The 17,565-nt window shown below is 61.9% G+C and carries 19 protein-coding genes and 1 pseudogene; 11 read left to right on the top strand and 9 right to left on the bottom strand.

Features of this window, described 5'->3' with window-relative positions:
* Positions 1–101: 101 nt before the first annotated feature.
* From LRS14_RS25745 to LRS14_RS25725, 5 genes and pseudogenes are all read left to right on the top strand, one after another.
* On the top strand, positions 102–1,124 hold the full coding sequence (locus LRS14_RS25745; RefSeq protein ID WP_257801632.1) for a hypothetical protein: 1,023 nt from the start codon (positions 102–104) through the stop codon (positions 1,122–1,124).
* A gap of 367 nt (positions 1,125–1,491) precedes the next feature.
* Positions 1,492–2,165, top strand: a pseudogene (locus LRS14_RS25740) (tyrosine-type recombinase/integrase).
* Between the two features lie 121 nt (positions 2,166–2,286).
* Positions 2,287–3,351 (top strand): toll/interleukin-1 receptor domain-containing protein, encoded by a 1,065-nt coding sequence (locus tag LRS14_RS25735; protein WP_257801631.1) that lies wholly within the window; start codon positions 2,287–2,289, stop codon positions 3,349–3,351.
* Positions 3,352–3,673: 322 nt separating this feature from the next.
* Positions 3,674–4,468: a hypothetical protein gene (locus tag LRS14_RS25730; RefSeq protein ID WP_257801630.1), complete on the top strand. Its 795-nt coding sequence runs from the start codon at positions 3,674–3,676 to the stop codon at positions 4,466–4,468.
* Between the two features lie 354 nt (positions 4,469–4,822).
* Positions 4,823–5,443, top strand: a complete 621-nt coding sequence (locus tag LRS14_RS25725; protein WP_257801629.1) for a hypothetical protein — start codon at positions 4,823–4,825, stop codon at positions 5,441–5,443.
* A 430-nt stretch (positions 5,444–5,873) separates the two neighbouring features.
* On the opposite strand, the gene LRS14_RS25720 is transcribed toward LRS14_RS25725, so the two are convergent.
* On the bottom strand, positions 5,874–6,062 hold the full coding sequence (locus LRS14_RS25720) for a hypothetical protein (protein WP_257801628.1): 189 nt from the start codon (positions 6,060–6,062) through the stop codon (positions 5,874–5,876).
* A gap of 595 nt (positions 6,063–6,657) precedes the next feature.
* Here LRS14_RS25720 and LRS14_RS25715 point away from each other — a divergent pair.
* Positions 6,658–7,116, top strand: coding sequence for a single-stranded DNA-binding protein (locus LRS14_RS25715; RefSeq protein ID WP_257801627.1), 459 nt, complete (start codon positions 6,658–6,660; stop codon positions 7,114–7,116).
* Positions 7,117–7,192: 76 nt separating this feature from the next.
* The gene (locus LRS14_RS25710; RefSeq protein WP_257802226.1) at positions 7,193–8,056 is read left to right on the top strand and encodes a DUF932 domain-containing protein; all 864 of its coding nucleotides are present in this window, start codon (positions 7,193–7,195) and stop codon (positions 8,054–8,056) included.
* A gap of 184 nt (positions 8,057–8,240) precedes the next feature.
* On the opposite strand, the gene LRS14_RS25705 is transcribed toward LRS14_RS25710, so the two are convergent.
* The 5 genes from LRS14_RS25705 to LRS14_RS25685 form a co-directional block, all read right to left on the bottom strand.
* Positions 8,241–8,540 (bottom strand): type II toxin-antitoxin system RelE/ParE family toxin, encoded by a 300-nt coding sequence (locus LRS14_RS25705; protein ID WP_257801626.1) that lies wholly within the window; start codon positions 8,538–8,540, stop codon positions 8,241–8,243.
* 6 nt (positions 8,541–8,546) lie between these two features.
* Entirely contained in the window at positions 8,547–8,831 is a 285-nt protein-coding gene (locus LRS14_RS25700; RefSeq protein ID WP_257801625.1) for a ribbon-helix-helix protein, CopG family, read from the bottom strand.
* An 86-nt stretch (positions 8,832–8,917) separates the two neighbouring features.
* Positions 8,918–9,376, bottom strand: coding sequence for a hypothetical protein (locus tag LRS14_RS25695; RefSeq protein WP_257801624.1), 459 nt, complete (start codon positions 9,374–9,376; stop codon positions 8,918–8,920).
* Between the two features lie 2 nt (positions 9,377–9,378).
* Positions 9,379–10,119: a StbB family protein gene (gene stbB, locus LRS14_RS25690; protein ID WP_257801623.1), complete on the bottom strand. Its 741-nt coding sequence runs from the start codon at positions 10,117–10,119 to the stop codon at positions 9,379–9,381.
* On the bottom strand, positions 10,119–10,532 hold the full coding sequence (locus LRS14_RS25685; RefSeq protein WP_257801622.1) for a hypothetical protein: 414 nt from the start codon (positions 10,530–10,532) through the stop codon (positions 10,119–10,121). Before LRS14_RS25685 ends, stbB begins: the two co-directional genes overlap by 1 nt.
* A gap of 543 nt (positions 10,533–11,075) precedes the next feature.
* On the opposite strand from LRS14_RS25685, the gene LRS14_RS25680 reads away from it, so the two are divergent.
* From LRS14_RS25680 to LRS14_RS25675, 3 genes are read left to right on the top strand one after another with little or no spacing between them, the layout of a single operon-like run.
* Entirely contained in the window at positions 11,076–11,648 is a 573-nt protein-coding gene (locus LRS14_RS25680) for a hypothetical protein (RefSeq protein ID WP_257801621.1), read from the top strand.
* A gap of 16 nt (positions 11,649–11,664) precedes the next feature.
* Entirely contained in the window at positions 11,665–12,015 is a 351-nt protein-coding gene (locus tag LRS14_RS30455; protein ID WP_310740877.1) for a hypothetical protein, read from the top strand.
* Positions 11,955–12,629, top strand: a complete 675-nt coding sequence (locus tag LRS14_RS25675; protein WP_310740876.1) for a relaxase/mobilization nuclease domain-containing protein — start codon at positions 11,955–11,957, stop codon at positions 12,627–12,629. The genes LRS14_RS30455 and LRS14_RS25675 overlap by 61 nt, the downstream gene beginning before the upstream one ends.
* A 77-nt stretch (positions 12,630–12,706) precedes the next feature.
* Here LRS14_RS25675 and LRS14_RS25670 read toward each other — a convergent pair whose 3' ends face one another.
* From LRS14_RS25670 to LRS14_RS25660, 3 genes are read right to left on the bottom strand one after another with little or no spacing between them, the layout of a single operon-like run.
* Positions 12,707–13,456, bottom strand: coding sequence for a DUF6339 family protein (locus LRS14_RS25670; RefSeq protein WP_257801620.1), 750 nt, complete (start codon positions 13,454–13,456; stop codon positions 12,707–12,709).
* A complete protein-coding gene (locus tag LRS14_RS25665) occupies positions 13,380–14,288 on the bottom strand; it encodes a hypothetical protein (RefSeq protein WP_257801619.1) in 909 nt (302 codons plus the stop codon). Before LRS14_RS25665 ends, LRS14_RS25670 begins: the two co-directional genes overlap by 77 nt.
* A complete protein-coding gene (locus LRS14_RS25660) occupies positions 14,278–15,732 on the bottom strand; it encodes a hypothetical protein (RefSeq protein ID WP_257801618.1) in 1,455 nt (484 codons plus the stop codon). Before LRS14_RS25660 ends, LRS14_RS25665 begins: the two co-directional genes overlap by 11 nt.
* On the opposite strand from LRS14_RS25660, the gene LRS14_RS25655 reads away from it, so the two are divergent.
* The gene (locus LRS14_RS25655) at positions 15,731–17,548 is read left to right on the top strand and encodes a TonB-dependent siderophore receptor (RefSeq protein ID WP_257801617.1); all 1,818 of its coding nucleotides are present in this window, start codon (positions 15,731–15,733) and stop codon (positions 17,546–17,548) included. The genes LRS14_RS25660 and LRS14_RS25655 overlap by 2 nt on opposite strands.
* Positions 17,549–17,565: the final 17 nt, after the last annotated feature.

The raw sequence follows: 17,565 nt of genomic DNA, 5'->3' as shown, positions 1-17,565 counted from the left end.
CCAGCGAGGGCGCAGCGCCGCCCTACGTTCAAGCAATCCTGCTGTTCCTGCGTGACTCAGACCGCACCGCGGTCTCTTACTTCTACGACCACCAGGACGAGGTGAACGCCATCACCGATGTCTTTCTGCAGGTCGTTGTGCCTGAACGGCCGCGGTCTCCGGATGACGTCGCCACTGCCATCGACTCCAAGCGCTACCCGGGGCTGAAGGCGTCGGACCTGCCGTGCCTGTGGGTCGAAGGAGGTGGCGGGGGTCATCTCGTCGCGCGGCTGCCTGCCGATGTGCCTGGCGTGAAGAGTGTCCTGTTCGGGCTGGTTGACGCCTTCAGGCATGCGCAGAACTTCCCACAGGCCGAGCGGCTCTTCTCCGCGGCCCGGTCGCCTCGGCCAACGCCTGCTGCCGGTCACATCGTCATATCGCTTCACGGGTTCAACACCCCCGGGGCATGGCAAAAGTGGATTCAGGCGTGCTTCGACGAGGTGAAGCTGGGTCTCGAGCACCGACCAGATGACTACGGCCACGTCGGTTTAAGGGGGCTGCTGAACCCGGTGGAGCGCACCGCGGAGGTCCAGAGGTTCCTGCAGTGGTACGAGGCACTCGTGTACCGGGCGAATCTTCATGACTCACCGCCGTCCGTCATTGCGCACAGCTTCGGCTCCTACATCGTGGCGCGCGCAATGGAGGAGAACCCGCAAGTTCGTTTCCGGCGCATCGTCTTTTGCGGGTCTATAGTTCGCCGAGACTACGACTGGGGCGCCCGCATCGAGAGCGGCCAGGTCGAGCGGGTACTCAACGAGTACAGCCGCAGAGATATCTGGGCGCGCGTGGCCGAGTGGGTCATCGCCGACGGAGGGAGCGCGGGCGCCAAGGGGTTCGACAACACCGCTGGTGGAGCCGTCGTGCAGCGCGAGTATCCGTTCTGGCGACATTCCAGCTACTTCTACAACTTGCACCAGCGCGAGAGCTGGATGCCATTCCTGGCGCGCCAGCGAGACCCTCCGGTTGTCGTTCAGGGCAGGCAGCGGGTTCGCAATTACCGCTTCTACACGTTCATCTCCGCGCTGGCTGCACTGATCGGCGTGGCGGCATGGGCAGTCTGGCGATACGTCCTCGCGGGCGGGTGAGCTCAGGCCCGAGCGTCAGGGCAATCGTTCGTCCAAGAGGATTCGAGCTGACTCGCGACGAGTCGGCATCTGGCCGCCTGCTGGCGAGTGCTACGCCAGCGCGGCATCCATCCAGGTGGCGGTGTGGCCTGGACTTGGGCCTGACCCTGTTCAACGGAAGGGTTGCGATTGCTTTTTTCAGGCGCTTCGCTCGAGTGGACCTTCGCCGAACTAGTGCCTGTTCTGAAGAGACGATGCGATTGACCGCTCGTGGCCAGTAAGCTGTCCCTCGGTGCGTTCGGCAATGGGGTTGGGGTTGACGCAGGGCAAGAGCGGGAATCGGGCGTCGGCGCATCTTGTATGGCCCTCAACTCGATGGGAGACCATCATGGGCAACACAGGTGTCAACGGTTGTCGCGAGCCGTGGAACAAGGGCAAGATCGTCGGGCAGAAGGCCCCGTTCAAGCTCAAGGACATCTGGTCTCTCCGCGTCCATTTACAGATGTAACACCGGGTGCGCGAGCCCGCACTCTTCAACCTGGGCATCGACAGCAAGCTCCGCGGGTGCGATTCTTCGCTCTGAAGGTCAGAGACGTCTGTCATGGAGACCAGATTGCGACGCGCGCCATCGTCCTGCAGCACAAGACCCGGCGCCCGGTCCAGTTCGAGATTACGCCGGCCACGCGGGATGCCCTGCAGGCGTGGATGAAGCTGGCTGGCCTGAAGTCGGATGACTTCATCTTCCCCAGCCGGCTCCACGACTCACCTCACCTCGGCACCCGCCAGTACGCCCGGATCCGTGGGCACTGGGTCGACGGATATGGCCTTGACCGCGCCGACTACGGGACGCACTCGATGCGCAGGACGAAGGCGACGCTCATCTACCGGCGCACCAAGAACCTGCGCGCCGTGCAGTTGCTGCTGGGCCATTCCAAGCTGGAGTCGATCGTCCGATACCTCGGCATCGAGGATCACGCCTGTGCGTCGAACGGCCGCTGCTGCCAGCTCCAAACTCTCGGCCCGCCAGCGGATTTCGACGACTCTCGCCCTTTGCGAAGTTGACTCGCAACTTCGCTGCACCGTGGGAATCCGCCGCGGCGCGGCGGGCGCTTGCTCAAACAATTCCACCGTTGCGTGGCATCCGCAAACACTCGACAATCAGTAACGGCCAAGGAGAAAAATCTTGAGTAGCGAAATCTTTGTCAGTCACGCCGTCAGGGACAAACCACTTGCCGACGCCCTCGTGGATCTTCTTCAACTTGGATTGAATATGAACAGCGAGCGCATCTTCTGTTCTTCCTTAGAAGGCTTGGGAATCCCAAGCGGAGCGAACTTTGTGGACCACATCAAGAGCGAGATCCAGTCACCGAAGGCGGTGATCGCGCTCATCTCGCCAAACTACCTGGCTTCTCAGTTCTGCCTGTGCGAGCTGGGAGCAACGTGGGCTATGTCACACCAGATGTTTCCGCTGCTCATTCCTCCGCTTAAATATTCTGACGTTCAGGGAGTCATGACTGCGTTGCAGTTGACCAAGGTTAACCATAAGGATGACCTCAATCAGCTCCGGGACCAGCTTCAAACGGTGCTTTCGAGCAAGGGAGCCCCAACAGCTCGCTGGGAGAACAAGCGCGACAAATTTTTGAATGGCCTGCCTTCAATCCTAGACGCACTGCCGCAACCACTGTTAATACCGGCGGCAGAGCACGAGAAGGTGAAGCGGGACTACAAGGACGCCAAGGCGACGATCGGAGAGCTTGAAGACCACTTGGAACAACGAGACGCGCTGATCACTCAGCTGTCAGCGGCCAAGGACAAGGTGGAAGTTGCACGTATAAAGACTGCGCATTCCTCTACGTCGGACACCCTAAGGACGCTTGAGAAGAATTTGGCAAAGAAATTGAAAGAGCTACCGAGGGTAGTGGCCTTCCTGGTGTTCAAAGAATTGGGCCAGCGTGAGCCCATCAAGCTCGACGCTTCTAGCGCTAAGGAATTTCTTACTGAGGTTCAGTCCGCTGCTGAAGGTAAGCTAGTCCAAATTGACGACGAGGGCCTCTGCTCACTTGTCAGCGTTCACCCGAAAATCAAGCGTATTGAGGAGGCGTATCAGCCCCTTCGCAAGTTCCTTGACGGAGACGTCCAGGACCTGGCAGAGGCCTTTGAGGATGAGTACGACACGCTGTTGGCCTTGGACAATCGCGAGTACTGGGAGGCACGACTCGATCCTCGCATCAGACCGATCGGTGACTAAAAAAACCGTCGGCAGCCGATCATTCTACGAGTGGCCGCAGAGTGGTCCAACTACCGTGGCACAAGCTGACTTTAACCTTAACAGACATCGTGACAGAGTTGAACGCACAGAAGCTCAAAGAGAACGCGCTGACATCCATTCGCCTTGGCATTGAGGACTTCCAACGCACCAAGCAGGCGAAGGACCATGGAGGCGATCCGGCCCGTGCCCTCTCAGCCGTGCGGAACCTGTTCGCAGGCATCCTACTATTGTTCAAATATAAGATTGCGGTGTCTGTCGATGATCCTGCAGATGCGCCGGCTTTGATCTTCAATCCCCCGAAGTGCTTCCGCAAACTGACGGCGATGGTGGCGTCGAGTGGAAGCCCGTTGGTAAGTTCAAAAGAACAACTATCGACGTCGCGACCATCAAAAAGCGCTTCGAGGGGTTCGGTATTGATGTCGACTGGCCGGCCATCGAACAAATGCAGGAATGCCGCAATCACCTGGAACACTTGCACCCGGCCAATACGCTGGGCGAGGTGGCAGGCTTTGTTGCCGACCTGTTTCCTGTGCTGCGCGAATTCATCCAGACCCAACTGAACGAGCAGCCGGCCGAATTACTAGCCACTGCTTGGCCCGTCATGCTCGCGCACCACGAGTTTTTTACCAATACTATGTCGACATGCGCGGCCGCGTGGGACAACGTTGGTGTTTCGGAGCTGATGCGGCCGTGGCTGGATAAGTGTCAGTGCGTGGAATGCGGCTCTCCTTTGCTCCGACCCAGCCAAGACGACATCGAGGACGGGGCCAGCCTTGAAAGCCAGGACGAGTCGTTCAAATACGTGTGCATAGCTTGCGGCCATTCGGATTTAATCGCTCCGCTAATGATCAAGACGCTTAACGACGCCTACGATTATGACCCGCGTGATGGAGGCGAGCCGGGTGTCGAGGAATGCAACGCCTGTGACAGATCTACCTTTCTTATTCATGAGCAGCGTTGCCTCTGGTGCGGAGCGCAACTCGACTATCAGGAATGCTCAGTCTGTGAAGAAGCGCTTGGCCAAGGTGACCAGTACAACGGTGGCCTTTGTAGCTACCACCTACACGTCTTCGATAAGGCGATGCGAGACGACTAGGTTTTCTCGAAAGTCTGATTTTCTGTGGTTAATCAGACAACAGCTTTGCAACATGGCGAAGTGCAGGTTCTCGCCGGGACGTTCCTCGACCTATGGGAGCCCCCCTCCCCCCCCGCGTGGTTCACGATGAAACATCATGCGCTCCTTTGAAAAGCCTATAGCCGGGTACGAATGCATACAGCTACATTACGAGAAGACGTGCTCTCGCCTAAATAGATGACGGTGACTATGTATGACCTGCTGAGGGCCGAGGTGATCGGCGCCATGACGAATCGACAAGCGTAAGTGCCCTGCGATTCGTGCGGATTACTTGCACGGCGCAGCATCGGAGGCGATAGACTGCTTAGAACTACTATGCCATTGCTTACCCATCTTCCTGCTATTTTCAAGGATGCATTCGGTCAAGAGGTGATGCGTTCATGCGTCATCGAAGCTTTGGACTGGACTCCAGAATTGAAGCATGAAGGCCTAATCTGTACTTTCCTGTCGGCGTCCCTCCGGCGGCGAGGCATCCAGGCGACGCGCGAAGTTACCGTTAATCGTCGTCGCTACGACATCAATGTAAATGGCCAAAACGTCGAAGCGAAGTATCATGTGGAAGGCGACCTGCATGAGGTTATTTCTTCGTTCGCACAAGACTCAAAGTTTCGGTACGATAAGCGTGGCTGGAACTCTGCGTCCAAGGCAATTCATGACGAGATTAACCGCGATGAGCCGACCTGGTTTCTTTGGCTCATTGCAGTTCGAGACTATCGTGCGATCCAGCCATTCATTTATCTCAGACTCATAAAGAAGTTCTATGAAAAGTCGGGCGCCTCGTCTTGGTCGCAGGCAGTTGTCACAGCGTCCTGCCTATTGGACAACGAGGTTTTAAGTGCTTTTCAAAGTAGATTGAATGCGACGGTGCATAAACTTCCCGTGATCAGAGGTGAACACACTGCGCTCGTATCCCGCTTGTATCGGCTAACGCGTTAACTTGATCTGGCGACGCAGCACGGCTTCCAAGTGGCGCGGTCAACTGTTTGCACGCCGCGCCGCAAGGCAGAAGTAGTTCAAAAAGGTGCAAGCCACCCTGGCAAAGGGTGACCGCTGTACTTTGCTCAGCCGACGCTCGTGGAGGTGCTGTCGCCGAATCAGGGGTCGGCGTCGTTGGCGTAAGCGCGCACACGCTCGACGCCGACGACCGGCTGCTGCTGCATAGCGGTCCGTTGCGCTTGCGCTTGCGCTTGCGCGCAAGCCGCAGGACCTGCTGTTCGTGGGTGGAGGCGCTGGCGACGGAGTTTGCTTTTGGCCGCGTGGTGTTGTGAGACTACTGAATAAGTCAATTTCTACAGTGTTTATGCAACATTGTTCTTTTGGGCTTTGTCGAGGCCATCCGCGTGCGCTTGTGCAGCAGCATCTGCCTTCACGTCCCGGTAGGCCTGGGCGTCTCCCCGCTGCGCGGGGCCGGGCCGTCGCGCTGCGCGTCGAGCCACCGGGGGACCGGCGTCTCGCCCCTTCGGGCTTCCTTCCCTGACGCGAACACGGTCAGGCCGGCGAAGCCGGCGATCGCCACGCCGCGGCCTTTCCGGTGCACGGGGATCGCGGGCTTCATGTCCGTCATGCTGCGCATAACCGACGCCCGCTTGGCGATCGGGCCGGCTCGCAGGTCGCTGCGCTCGGTGCTCGCTCGCCCCGAACGCCACCCCGGTCACCGCCACGCCCGTCGCCGGGCCGCTGAGAGCGAATACGTGGAAGTGATCGCCACGGCTCGGCCAACGCGCCAGTCGTCCGCTGCGCCGCCTTTGTGTCACGTCGGCCGCGGAGACGCAGTGGCTCCTGGATGTCGGTCCGGTTGCGCTGCAGCCGGTGCGCCAGGCGAGCTGGCACACCGGCCGCGACGCTGCGCCGTCTTGCCACGCGGAGGGCAGCCCGTGCGCCAGTCGTCCCACCGCGCTCCCCCCAGCTGCGCCCCCATCCCTGGGTGAGGGGGACTTGTGGGGGGATCTTCGAGCGGTGGGCCGGGAAACTGGCTCACTGCTTCGGCTGCTGAAGAACGCCACCCATCCCCTACCCCTTCCCGTGAGGGAAGGGGCGATGCCCACCCCCGCCCGCCCGTGGGCGGGAGCAAGGGAGTCCGAGCGAAGGGATCAGTTTTCAAGGCAACCCAGATCGGGGCCTGGCTGGTCACTTTCGCAAGGAGATTGGCCATGGCCAACGTTCAAGTTTTCCAACGTCACGCGCACCTTGCAGGCGCAGTCCGCATCGAGTACGTCAACGGGCGAGAGGGCAAGATCGCCAAGGCGGTGCTAACCGCCATCAGCAACAACCGGCGTGGCAGCGGTGACAACCGCGAGGAAGAGGCGACGGCGATCCAGTGGACGCTGTGGGGCAAGCAGGCGGAGAACGCCGCCGAGTACCTGGGGAAGGGCTCGCACGTGAACGTCGTCGGGCGCCTGCGCAACAACAACTTCGAGCAGGACGGCAAGACCGTCTACGGCATGACGTTCACGGCTGACGAGATCGACTACCTCGACAGCCGCGCCGACAGCGAGGCGCGCCGCAGCAGTGGTGCCGACGCAGGAAGCGGCACGACCAACGACGAGCGTCCCGCAGCCGCAGCCCGCAAGACCCGCACGACGCGCCAGCCGGCGCATGCCCACGCCTGACCCCACCCGGGCAGGCATGAAGCCACAGCGCAGCGCCTGCCCTTCGAAGTCCATTCAACGATCGAAGGAAACCATCATGTACTCGACCCCGAACCTCGCGACCCGATTTGCCAAGAACACCCGCGTCCTGCGTGCCGATCAACCGCTGAGCGAGGACCAGATGCGCGCCGCGGCGCCGTCCATCTTCGCCGAGGGCAAGCACGCGAGCCGCTCCGAGCGCTACACCTACATCCCCACCATCGACGTGCTGCGCGGCCTGCGCAACGAAGGCTTCGCGCCGTACATGGTCGCCCAGGGCCGCAGCACCATCGAAGGCAAGGAGAACTTCACCAAGCACATGATCCGCATGCGTCACGCCGGCCAGGTGCAAGCCCGGCCGGAAGCCAACGAGATCATCCTCATCAACAGCCACGACGGTGCCAGCAGCTACCAGATGCTCGCCGGGATGTTCCGCTTCGTCTGCTGCAACGGGCTGGTCGTCGGCGAGGTGGTGGAGGACATCCGCATTCCCCACAAGGGCAACATCCAGAACGAGGTGATCGAAGGCGCGTTCCGCGTGCTCGACGAGTTCGAGGAAGTGGACGAGCACACCGAGGCGATGAAAGAACTGCCGCTCGAGCCGCCCGAGGAGATCGCCTTTGCGACCGCCGCCCTGGCACTGCGTTTCGGCGAGCGCGTGGTGGAGGAGGGCGGCGGGCATCTGCCGATGCCCGTCACCGCCGAGCAGCTAATCGAGGCACGCCGGCCCGAAGACCTGCGGCACGACCTCTGGACCACCTTTCAGCGCGTGCAGGAAAACGTCATCCAGGGCGGGCAGCCCGGCCGCAGTGTGCAGGGCCGGCGGTTGCGCACGCGCCCTGTCGGCAGCATCGACCGCGGCGTCAGCCTCAATCGCGCGCTGTGGATGCTGGCCGAGGAGATGCGCAAGCTGAAGGCCTGAAGCGGCGGGGCGGTGACTCGGCAGGCCGGGTCACCGCAGTCAACCGGAGAGGTCGGCCCGTCCGCGGTGCCGACCTTCCGCGCGCTGGACCGCGCAAAATCGCGCGGGCCGGCTGCGGCCGGCCCGCTGGAAAGGCGGCGCGATCACCGACGGCAGTGAACGGGCACCGAATCGCGCGGCCGGTTCAGGGCGACCGCTTGAACCCGTCTTCCCGCTGGCTTCTGACTGCCAACACGAAGACGGTGTCGATGCCTGGGATGAAGCGGTAAAGCGCGATGTAGCCCCGGGTGTCCTGACCGATCACCAGTTCGCGCAGCCCGCCGCGCACCTTGCGCCCGATCAGCGGGCTGTGCGTCAGGACGTGCAGCGCGTCCAGAATCTCACTGATGCGCTCCGGGATGTCCTCGACCTCGAAGGCATGAAGGTGGTCGAAAAAGCGGTCGAAGTCGTCCAGGACTTCGGGCGCCAGTTCCAGGCGCGCCATGGGTCGTCAGCCGGTGAGCTTGCGCGCCGAGGGGCGGGCAGGGCGTTGACCTTGCGCCCTGGCCTCGATGTACGCGCGCGCCTCGTCGAAAGGAATCGACTTGCCGGTCGCCCGGACCTTGGCCCAGCGCTCTTCGGCAACGCGCTGGAACTCGTCGTCGAGTTCCGACTGCTCTACCGTCTGCGCGATGGCATCGACGATGAAGGCGTGAGCGGTTTTCCCCTGGCGTTCAGCCGCCGCCGCGATGCGGGCCTTGAGATCCTCTTCCAGGCGGATGGTGGTGGTGCTCATGCGGCGCTCCTCGGCAGGGCAGCAGAGTAGCACAAGCGTGCTACTCACGCCTTCTGCCGCACGCCGAGCGCTGCCTCGATGCGCCGTCATGCCCATGGCCTGGTCTGCATCACCAGGGTGACGGCCGCCCCTACGGCTGCAGCGGCCGCATGGGTCAGCCACTGCTCCCAGCCCCGGCCAGCTTGTTCGACCAGCGGATTCAGGACGGCCTGCAGACGTTCCACAGCCCTGCCGATCTCGGCACCGAAGGCCAGACGAGCCGCGTCGGCCATCGCGCGGGACTGCTGCTCGATCGTTCGCCGGGTGGCTTCATCGGTTCGTGCCGCCAGATGCTGTAGCGTCTTGGCCTTGGCGTTCTCGGTGATCGCCGACATCCGTCCTTCGAATGCGGCCAGGCTGTCGCGCAGGCCGCTGTCGGCCAACGCCAACGCCTCGACGGCTTCTTCAACGCGCGGGGCCACCTGTTCCATTCGCCGCATCAGCTCGGCCGCCTCGCCCAGTGCGTCGGCGAGCAGCGCCTCGCGCAACGTGGAAGGGTCCGCCATGATCAGGCCGCCGCGGCTGCGTTCATCTGACGCGCAGCCATCGGTCCGATCGCCAGCGCCTCGAAGCAGTCATCCAGCGCCGGCACGACGCCACGCGCCAGGCGCTGCATGGCCAGCCGCCGCGCGAGGGCGATGCGCTCGTCGCTGTTGGCGGTGGCCGCGATCAACGCCTTGAAGTTGGTTGTGTCGTCGGCCAGCGCCGCGATCTCGACGCCCGTGGCGTTGACCAGGCCGTAGATCTCGTTGCTGTTTAGCCGACACGCCGGGTCTGCGCGCGCCGTGGAGGTCTTCTCGACGAAGGCCAGCAGCGGCTTGAACTCCCGTGCGATGTCGGTGTCCTCGTCCAGCATGTTGAACACCAGCCGAACCGCGTCCGACGGCACGCCAAGTCGTGAGAGCGCGACCAGCGTGGCGATGGTGTCCTGCTGCTGCTTGGTCGCTGGCACGGTTGGAACGATGAAGTAGTCGAAGTCCTGGTGGCTGCCGCGATACCGGCTCATCAGCATCAGCAGGTCTTCGACGTTGCTGGCGCCGATGTCAACGAGCACGTTCTCGGCGACTTGCAGGTACTCCTGCAGCGCTGCGAACTGGCGCCCGCGGATGACGTCTTCCGGGGCAGCGTCTCCGGCGTTGATGCTCTCGATGGAGACGAGCTTGGCGCCGGCGATCCGGGGCGCGAGCAGATGGCGGGCGATCGTCGTCTTGCCGACGTTGCCCGAGAAGCTGATGACGGCGATCTTCATCACGGTTTCCTTTCAGTCCGCAGCAGCGGGTTGGTAATCTGGTCCTTCATGAAGTCTTCGGCGACCTGCTTCGCAGTGCGCGGGTCATCGGCAGGAGGAACCGCACGGGAAGTGGCCAGCGAGGGCACGGGTTCTTGGCCGCTGGAGGTGGTCATCACTGCCGGTGGCGCTACCACCCCAGCGGTTGTCATCGCTACCGCAGAGCTTGCGGGGCTTGTCGCCACCGGCCGCTGACGCCCGCGCGCGGCTTCGCGCTGGACCGTGCTCCGGCTGACCACCAGGCCCACCGCGGCCAGGGCGTCACGGATCTCGTCACACGTATAGCCCTCGGCGTTCAGGCGGTGGATCTCGGCCGAATACGCGCAGAGCTTGTAGCGCGTGCGGCGGGGTGGATGCTTGGGCTCGAGCTGCACAGGGATCACCGGAGGGTTGATCCATTGTTGGCGCCGACGCGATCGGCGGACGCGATGATTTCGGCTCAAGAATCATCGCGCCGACTCACCCCGGCTCGTGCTTGCGCACTCGGTATGCACAGCGGGTCGTCCACGTGCAGCCATGCGCACCGTTTGGCGCACGATTGCTCAGATCCGGTCGGCAAGGGTCGATCCGCATCGGTATCGACCGAGTCGGCTCAAGAGCGCTCGCGCGACGGCACGTCGCCGCATTCGGCCTCACTGTCGCTCATATCAAGCGTCGTTGGTGCGCAGTTCGGCTCGTCAGTGGTCACGCTGGATCAGCGGCGCGCTCGTCCGATGCTCATGGCGTGTGCATGTCGTCTCACCATTGCCCAGCGATGCGCATTGCCGCTCGTACGGATGCAAGTGCCGCATGATTTTCAGCTCGAAATCATCGGTCTATAGACCTCGATCGAAGCCAATACTGAATGCATTGGTGAGTGCAGGATAGGCGCGGTGGCGCCGATGTCTGACACGCTCCGCATGTCAGGAGACTCGGGTATGGACGCCTCGTCACGTGATCGACTCAGCGTCGATCTGCATGGCCTGAAGGCTGCGTTGCTAGACCGCGCCAGAGAGCTCGGCGTCACGCCTTCCGGCTTCGTGCGCAGCACTTTGGCCGCGGCGCTCGGGCAATCTCTCGACCTCGATGCCGACCGCCTGACGTGTGGATCGCCAGGAGGCCGAGGAGACCGCGTGCGGCTTTGCCTGCGCATGAGCAGCGAGCACGCCCGTGCCACCGTGGCAGCGGCGTGCGACGCCCGCATGCCGATCGGCGACTACATCAGCGGCCTGGTCGCCGGCGTGCCGGTGCTGTCGGCCGGCGGCAGCCGCGGCGACCACATTGCAACGTTCGTCGCGTCCACGGCAGAACTCTCAACCCTCAGCCGCAACGTCCACCGGCTCACTGTTCTGCTACGCCAGGCCAACGTTGAGCCCGCACGCCAGTACCGCGACATGCTCGACACGCTGGCCGCAGACGTGCGCGGCCACCTTGAGCTGGCCGCAACCGTGCTGTCAGACCTGCAGCCGCAAGGCCGGCCCGCTGCCGCTTCCGCTCGTCGCGGGCAATGACCAGAAGGAGATCTTCATGTCCCAGCCACCCAACATCGACGATGTTCTCATCACGTGGGGCGACCGTCTCTTCTATCCGGGCAACCGGATGGTCGAGGGCAAGCAGACGCCGAAGCTCAAGGGAAGCGCCCCCAAGGCGCGCGCCGCCACCCTCCGCAGGCGTATCGAAGCCACCGTGTTGCGGCGCGCGCCGCAGGTCATGGTTAAGGTGACAGGTGGCGGTCGTGGCATGAAGGCCATTACCGCGCACTTCCGCTACATCAGCAAGAACGGCCGGCTCGAGATCGAGGACGAGCGGGGGAGACGTTGCGCGGCAAGGAGAGCGTCTACGATCTGGCCGACGACTGGCGACTGGGCGGATCGCTGATCCCGGAAGAACCCGAAGCCGGCCACCGGCGCGAAGCCTTCAACATCATGCTGTCGATGCCACGGGGCACCGACCCGATGAGCGTGAAGTGGGCCGTGCGCGAGTTTGCCAAGACCGAACTGACCGACCACAAGTGCGTGATGGTGCTACACAACCACCAGGCCAACCCGCACGTCCACATCAGCGTTCGCGCGGAGTCCAAGCACGGCCGGCGCCTCAACCCGCGCAAGACGGATCTGCACCGCTGGCGCGAGACCTTCGCCTCAAGGCTGCGTGAGCGTGGCATCGAGGCCGAGGCCACTCGGCAGGCCACGCGTGGCGCGACGCGCCGCTACCCGGAATTGTGGCAACTGAACGCCGGCCGGGATGGGCGCCTCCTTAACGCGCCGGCGACAGCAATGCAAGGCGCAACGGCGAGAGCGGCGCGCGAAGATGCCCAGACTGCTTGGCGCGCGATCGCTGCATCGCTCGGGGCGTCGGGAAGCGAGGCGGACCGGGAACTGGCTCGCCATATTCGAGTATTTTGCGAGGAAGTCGGCCAAAGGGCGCCCAAGGCGCCAGAGCGCGGATTGTCGCAGAACGCGCCAAGTTCCCGCGCCGTATCCGATAGATAGTGCGCCAAGCTCCGTGGCCAACTATGCGGCAAGAAGCAGCGTAGGGGCAATTTGTCTTGCGCGAGTTAGCGCAATGTTCACACCGTCGCGATGCCCAGTCGTTTTCCCACAACCTCGGTGAATATCTTGATCACCTCGGATTCCGGTAGCGCATCAAGTAGCTTAAAGCCGCCAATGGAGTTTAACTCCATCATCAACTTTCTAAATGTGCTACGCTCAAACAGTATCTTCTTGCCCATTGAGGACTGAATGAGTCCCTTGAGAATTACCGAAAAGACGTGGGTGGATTGTGCTATTGTCGGGCGTTCGATAATGTTTGCCCGTACGTCCGAACGTAGCAGGAACGCTTCCAGAGCTTGTTTCTGCGAGACGCCTTGCACGCGTGTGCACAAATGTGCCATCCACCAGAGCCGAGAGGCCAAATTGTCTCGCTCAATTTGGCGGTTTGCCTTCGCAAAGAAGTGCGTGTGGATATGTGAAACGGCCTTCTCGTCATCCTTCGGAATCGGCCAGCGGGCTCTCCCGTATTGAAGCAGGGTAGTGTGAGAAAGGTATACCCATAAGCGCTCGTCCCGAGCATCGTAAGGTGCAAGCGCTTTTAGTAGCTGGTAGACGGCCAAGCAATTGTCCACCTCGAAATAGTCCTCGCCCTTCGGAAATTTGATACCCGCAAGTGCTGAGTCGTCGCTATCGACAGGTAGCTCCAAATACTGCGTGGGGTCTAGGTCGAGATGACTGAAGTCACCATTCCTATATCGGCTGAGGTTTGCTGCAATGCTGTCTCGCAGACTTTGGACAGTGGCATCGCGAGCGATTCGAATTTTCATGCCTCTTCCCCCGAAAGACGTATGCATCTACAAGTCGGAACGGGCTCTTCATGAGCCTCTCGGCTACGAGATACTCTTCATGTTCCGCTAGGTTGATGCCCGCGTTATGGCACTTTTGTGCAATGACGCGCCCCCAGCGCGTCTCATCAAGATGATCGCCGTGTTTAAGTTGGGTCAGGCAATGCATCACTGCCGCAAAGTAGATTGAATTCATCAGGACAGCGCGATGCGACTTGTTATTCCTTGCGTTGTCAATTAGCGCCTTCAATTCGGCGCTTACAAGGATATGAACCTTGTCATCGGTGGTCCGTACCTGCCACTCATGCCCCGTGATGTTCTCGTCTTTGCGGATCACAAAGATTGAAGACAGCGGCTTGAATACATCTCTATCAATGTAGACGACTTGCGGCCGGTCTAACGCCAAAACTGCACCAACAGGATATGTAAATGGACCCGGGCCGAACTCAGGGTTGATCCATTCGGCCTGGTAGGCCTTAATCTGCTTGGCTGCAGACACATACGGATAAATCTGAACTTCGCCACGCAGACTCCCTGCGGGGAATGTGACCTCAAACTCCAACGCATTGGTCAATTCGACATGCCTGAAGTATGTGTCTCGGCAGGCAAACACTATTACATAACGAGCTCGACCTGCTGCAACCTCCGCTTTAAGTTCCTCGACACTCAGGTGGAACTCCACCCTGGCGCGCACCTCCTGGCCGTCCTCAGAAGGCTCGAACTCGGCGGTTACTTGAATGTCGCCATCGACGTAGTCGTCGCTGTCTGGCCGCAAGACGGGATATGGAAAGGCTCTCAGACTATCAAATTGCATTTGCCTTCACCCTTATAGTTCCTTCAAATGCCCGCTCCAGCGTCAGGTCAAGAGTTATCCGCTGCCCCGCTTCGCAAGCAAGCTTCAGCCTGCCGTCAACTATGGTCCCTCCCGACGCCCCGGCGATACGAAGCAGTCGATTCGTGTCGGCTCCGGAGTCCTCCAATTCCAATCGCAAACTGCCCCCCGCTTCCGGAGTGAAGCTCACACGGCGACCAGATGGCGCAGTGACAACTGCGCGAACGTTCCTTAGAGCCATCGAAGGACGTGAAACCACAGCTACGCCTCCTCCGCCACCGCCATCGCTGGTGCCATCGCCTTCGTTTCCGTCGTTACCTTCCTGCTCGCCGCCATCGCCTTCACCTTGACCCTGCCCATCGTCACCTCCACCCACGTCGCCCTCAGTGCCTTCGCCTTCGCCGACACCTACGCCAGGTTGCTCGTCCGGGCTCTTCGGTTTTCGAGGAGGTAGCGGGCGCGCGCGTATCTTCAGTGCACCGCGGGGATTTTCATCGCCATCGCGTGCCCCCAGACCCCCGTCATTCTCATCGTCGCCGAAGAATTCAGCCAGCTCGTCCAGTTCAGTTACTTCAGCAATGGGATCCTGTGCATGTCGCTTGAGCATATCCCTTACCCACTGCGCCAGCTCTCGCAATGCAATTCTCGCTACGCGTTGCTGGTCTGCGGTGAGTAGTCGAGCGGGTTGAAAGTCGTCGTGCGCAGGAGGCTCCATATCTCGGAGTAGCGCATTGCCCTTGTCGCTCAAGCATTCCAGGACAGCCGAGAACTCTTTGAACTCGCTGAACCGTCGCAGTCTTTCTAGCTCCGAGGTAATCAGCATGCCGTTTCTGAGGACCGCCACTTTCTTGGGCAGATTCTCACCGACCAAAATATGCAGGCGACATCGCCCTAGACCGGCATTCTCCGTTTCCTCGATCTTGCTCTCGCTACTGGTGAGGGCATGCAGAAAGTGCCCGCTATTGAGAAAGGCGTCCGGCTCGTCCTTCTGGTCCTGTAGCGCGTCACGTACGGCATCGTTGGAAAACAGGTCTGGCAGCGTGGCGCTTTGCAAAAGCGGTTCGCCCTCGATGTCGACCTCGAGATTCCCTCGGTGAATTGAAGCAAAGAAGCTCTCTGCAATACTGCCAGCAAGGATCTTTTCCCAGTTCTTTGGCGGAGAGAATCCCAGAATGCTTAGAGTTGTACCGGTATCTTTCGCTGATCCCTTTTCGCGGCGCAGCCAAGCCGGCAGCTTGTTTGCCTGGCCGACAAGCGGCAGGCAGTTTTTCTTAACGCCCCAAAAGCCTGTACCACGGTGGGTCGCCTGCCCACGCTTGTGAGACATTAAGATCGACTTACCCTGCGTGAGGTGTTGCAGGCTTCCGTTGGTATCCTCCCATACAGTGGTAAGGAAGGTGGTTCCCTGCTCGTCGCCCAGGCGCATGAACGTGCTGATCGACGGCGTCTCGGTGTACCGGCCGGCGTTCTCCGAGGTGGTTTGGTTGCAACTGCCCGTGTCCATCGACGACATCGAACGCATAGAAGTCACGCGTGGTCCCAGTTCGGCGACGTACGGGCCGAATTCGATGTTGGCGGTGGTCAACATCATCACGTTCAACGCATCCGACGTGGGGCTCGGGCATGTCTCGATGACTGCCGGCCGGCGCCTCGGGGACGAGGCCAACGTCCGGCTGGGCCTGCGGTTCGAGTCGGCGGCACTCACCCTGACCGCGAGTCGATCGGTCGACAGCGGGTTCGACTGGGTGACGCAAGATTCCGCCGGTCACGACGGCTTGGCGATCTCCCGATTGGGATTGCGCTTGGACGCCACGCTGCCGAGCGGCGACGTCGTCAATGCGCGAGCCATGCTGGCGCGTGGCGTTGCCGAGGTGCCGTTCATTGACCCGTTTCAACAAAGCTACCCCGACCGGCGGTTTTCCGATTCATACGTCAGCGGCAGCTGGCAACGCGACTTCTCGCCAGAGCACCAGCTCCGCGTGTCCATCGACTCGGCGCGCCAGCGCAACCGTCAGTCTTGGCGCACCTGCCTGCCCACCGCCGCGCTGCTGCCCGAGTTGTTTAAGCTGTGGCAGGCGAACCCGCGGTACGCGAACGCCATCCTGGCCGGGCAGGTGCCGGTCGGCTCGGGCGGCTCGCCGCGCGACGATCAGCTTGCGGTGAGTGCTATCGGTGCTTTGCATGCCCTGGGACCCGAAGCAGCCCTGCCGCGGTGCGGCACCACCGACCAGGACGCGACGCAGTTCCGCACCGACATCGAACTGCAGGACACGCTGGTCCTGTCGCCCGAGCTGCGCATCGTCACCGGCTTCGGTTGGCGCCACCAGGGCGGCGAGAGCGAGACCTATCTCGGTGGGCGGCAGACCAGCACCGTGCGGTGGCTGTTCGGCAACGTCGAGGCGCGGCCGAGGCCCTGGCTGACGCTCAACGTCGGTGGCTATGTCGAGCGCAACAGCCTCGCGCCGTCGAGCTTCTCTCCGAGACTGGCCGCCAACTGGCACCTCGCTCCGGGTCACACGGTGCGTGCCTCGTGGTCGAAGGGCACCCGCGCGCCCGACATCCAGGAACAGCTGACCAACTGGACCATCCGGTTCCGCGACGTGGACCCGCCACTCGCGGCCTCCTCCACGGCCCGCTTCTACCAAAGCCGCATCGGCCCCCGTGGCCTCAGCAGCGAGCGCATCGTTTCGCGCGAGATCGGCTATCTCGCCAATCTGCCGACGTGGGGCGTGATCCTCGACGCGCGTGTGTTTGACGACCAGCTCACCCGCCTCATATCCGAGCGCACGAACCTCGCGGGCCTGACGCCGACGAACGCAGGCGCCGTCAATCTGCGCGGCGCAGAGTTCCAGATCAGCGGGCGACTGTCGGGTGAGTGGTTCGGTCACGCGACCTACGGCTACCTGGACAACCGCAACCCCACGAACATCCTTGAGCGAACGCTCTGGTCCCGGCACAGCGGAAGCGTCGGGGTGAGCCGTGAGTTCGGGAACGGATGGCAACTGGCTGGCAGCTACACCGGCGCATCATCCACCGGCTACCAGCAGTCGCGCTATGGCCGTGCCGACCTCGTCGTGTCGAAGGCGTGGAAACAGGACCAGACGCAGTGGCGAGTCACCGGGGGGCTGCAGCGTCTCGACCGTCCGGCCACCACCTATTCGATCGGCTCCGACACCGCGCTGGAGAGCCGGTACGACGGACGCTTCAAGGGGTTCCTGCAGCTCGCGGTCGACCTCCCGTGATCTCCAGTGCGGCGGTG

Source organism: Aquincola sp. J276, assembly GCF_024700035.1.
Lineage (GTDB): Bacteria > Pseudomonadota > Gammaproteobacteria > Burkholderiales > Burkholderiaceae_C > Aquincola > Aquincola tertiaricarbonis.
This window is presented reverse-complemented; position numbering and strand designations above follow the sequence as displayed.